The following is a 3,353-nucleotide window of genomic DNA, read 5'->3' as shown; positions in this document are numbered from 1 at the left end:
CTATTCATCTATTCATCTAGTTCAGCTGGATAACCGGACGGTACAACAAATCAAATCCAGTGTGCAATTTTATCGAACAGTCGGGTTTTATCTGCTGGCTTCACAATAAAATCTGACATGCCTGACGATTCCATTTTTTCCAATGTCACTGGGGAACTGTCGCCTGTGTGAGCAATAATCGGCACTGTAGAGTATTCTTTGGCTGCACTGCGGATTCGACGAGAAGCTTCAATACCATCCATAATTGGCATCTCGATATCCATCAGAATCAAATCAACATCCTCGGTATCCAAAGCATCTAACGCTTGTTGGCCATCTTCTTTCTGTACAACGTCAAAGCCCTGTTTTTCCAATAACATTGCGGTAAAACGGCGCAAAGATTCGTTGTCATCCACCACCATTATCGTACGTTTATTAGTCGCCTCTAGTGGTTTCACAGCAACCGACGGCAACACGTAATTGGAATCGAAAAGTAAGCGCTCGATGGTGGCTTTGGTATTCAGTAGCCAAACTTGTGTTTCCACCCAAATCGGTTCAAAAGCAACGTTACGAACACGCTTAATGGGGTGATGCTCATACAAATAGATGATTCTCGCTTCAGTGAACGATAGTAAAGATTCAATTCTATCGAGGTAATTGGCTCTTAAATCTAAGCTCTCCATATCAACGAAAATCAAGTCGAACTCAAATTGATATTCCTTATTTTTAAGTGCTGATACAACGTCTAATACGGTGAGGTCAAACCCCATAAAACGTGATGTCTCAGTAATTTTATCAGAGAGTACTTTCTGGTCACTCACAATCAACACTGTCTTTAGCTTAGTGAGCTCACTCTTAATTTCGTTCACAGAGTGAGAAGTCAAAGATGGAAAAGTCATCGTGAACTGCGTCCACTGTTCCACCTCAGACTTACACTTAATCTCTCCACCAAACGACCGCATTACTTTCTGACAAAATGGCAAACCTAAGCCGTAGTTACCTGATTGGCCGGTGGTGTAAAAATCCTGGAAAATACGTCGAATGATATCGTTTGAAATACCAGCTCCGTTATCGGTAACCATAATTTGATTGGTCACGTCATCACTGCACATGGTGACATGAATATGAAAATCTTCAGGGCTGCGATGATGGAATGCGTTCTTGAACAAGTTATACATCACGTACTTCAACAAGGTATCACTGCCCAAGAAATCAAAGTTGCTTTGTACATCTAAAGAGATCGCTGATTTATCAGCTGAGCGCTTATAGTTAAAGCTATCTATCGCCCCTTCAACCACCGCTTGAGCTGAATGTTTCTTGAACGTAGAACGAGATACTCGGTTTTCATCAATTGAAGTCAATAGAAGATCAATCGTCTCGTTACCTGAGTGAATAATCTCCATCGCTTCATCACCCACTTCACGTAACTGTATAACTTCTTCATTGCTCAAAGCGTATTGCCCTTGGTGGCCACCACTTTTCGGATTCGGCAATATGGACTGCATAACATCAATAGAAGTCAGTAAACCACTTAGTGGGTTTCTCATCTCATGCGCGATACCGGCTCCAAAAGATTTCGCCAATGACACCTTATTCTCATGTTCCACCTGATTACGGAAGTAAAATAAGTTACCGAACAAATAGATAAATAAGAAGATTGGCACATGCGTCCAATCCATTGTGAGCTCTAAGTAGAAGCCTTGTGCCACCCATGCACACAAGGTAGCAATCCCTATCCCGGCGAAGGTTTGTGCAAACATCACTCGAGTGACGTGAACTAATAGAATATGGAGGAAAATAGCCGACATGAAAGACATAACCCATACGTTGGACCAGTTATTCATCAGCAGCATGTAAAAGAAAAAACACGGTAAGCAGAGGGTAATAGCGACTTGATAATAAGCCGGAAGGTACTTTCGCCAATCAAATGGAATACGATTACGAACAACAATCCCAAGGAACAATACCGAGCAAAACAGACGCACGGCTAAATTTTCATAGGGTTGCGGAAACAAGAATTCCCATACAATGTAGTAAGCAGGGAAACCGACAAAGCCCATCCAACCCACAAGGGTTAGGTTAGGTTCTGCGTACTGATAAACTTTACGAATCGCGTTCATACAAATACTTTATTTACTAAGCCCTAACGTTTACAAAGTCTAAAATTTGATGTTGGTTCTTATGTTTTCCGCTGAGTATATTACACATCACCTCAGAGCAGTGAGCTTTCAATCAAATATGTATCAACGCTTTTGATTTTATTATGACTTAGATGAATAAAGTCTCGGTTTCATACTTTAACTCAGACAACATCCCTAAGTGATTCATATTTATACGCTCACGCCTACACCAATAACGCGCCTTAGCAAGTGCTGCGCCTCTTCGTTTGCATTATGTCACTGTAACGCGATGCATCTTTCTTGGAGTATCGCCGTAATCAATCACCGCGTAATGTTGCGTTACCCTATTGTCCCAAATAGCCATTGATCCCTTGTCCCATTTGAAACGGACTTGAAACTCAAGGCGTCGTGCAATTTCAAACAGTTGGTAAAGTAAAACATCACTATCTTGTCGGTCGAGCTCGTTGATATAACGAGTAAACTGTTCATTGATATAAAGTGTTTCTTTACCGGTTTCCGGATGGCTCTGAACAACAGGATGGATTACAGGTGGATTTTTCTGCGCGGTTTTAAGTAGTGATTTGTGCCAATCAAGCTCTATCTGATCTGACTCAACTCCCTCGAAAGCCACCAGCGAATGAGTCGCAGACAACCCTCTCAGCTTTGCTTTCATGTCTTCATCTAATGACTCGAAAACCGCCGTCATCGAACACCAAATCGTATCCCCACCGGTGCTTGGAATATGTTGAGCATGCAACAAAGAAGCTTTCGATGGCACGTTGCGCCAGGTTAGATCCGTATGCCAATAGCTTTCCATGGGTGCATTACCACGGGTTGTTTCGATGACACTCACCTGAGGTGCGCTTTCGACGCGAGGAAAGAAGGGATGCGCAGGCTCGAGCTGTCCAAATCGCTCTGCAATCATCAAGTGTTGTTCTGGTGAGAGTACTTGATCACCTAGGAAGATTACTTGATGGGTAATCAGCGCCTGATAAACCTCATCGAGCTCAGTCACACTGCATGTCGCGAGATTGACTCCATGAATTTGCGCACCGATATGAGGGGTAACTTGTTCTATTTTCAACATACTTTCGCTTATTGATGATGTGACATTTCAGAGTCAATTTGGATACTGACTAGTAAACCGGACAAATACGCCATTTCTTTCAACACTGTTCACTCCAAGAGAAAGTCTCACTTTAATAAGAAAAGGCCATCTAAAAAAAGAGCCCCTACATAGGAGTAATGCCGATC

2 protein-coding genes are annotated in these 3,353 nt (G+C 42.4%); both read right to left on the bottom strand.

Going from position 1 to position 3,353, the window contains the following annotated elements; genetic code table 11:
• Positions 1-50: 50 nt before the first annotated feature.
• Positions 51-2,099 (bottom strand): response regulator, encoded by a 2,049-nt coding sequence (locus tag AB4589_RS21195; protein WP_135381768.1) that lies wholly within the window; start codon positions 2,097-2,099, stop codon positions 51-53.
• 271 nt (positions 2,100-2,370) lie between these two features.
• Entirely contained in the window at positions 2,371-3,186 is an 816-nt protein-coding gene (locus AB4589_RS21190; RefSeq protein ID WP_372101640.1) for a TauD/TfdA dioxygenase family protein, read from the bottom strand.
• Between the last annotated feature and the right edge of the window lie 167 nt (positions 3,187-3,353).

The organism is Vibrio sp. 10N.222.49.A3 (assembly GCF_041475145.1).
GTDB lineage: Bacteria > Pseudomonadota > Gammaproteobacteria > Enterobacterales > Vibrionaceae > Vibrio > Vibrio tasmaniensis_A.
This window is presented reverse-complemented; position numbering and strand designations above follow the sequence as displayed.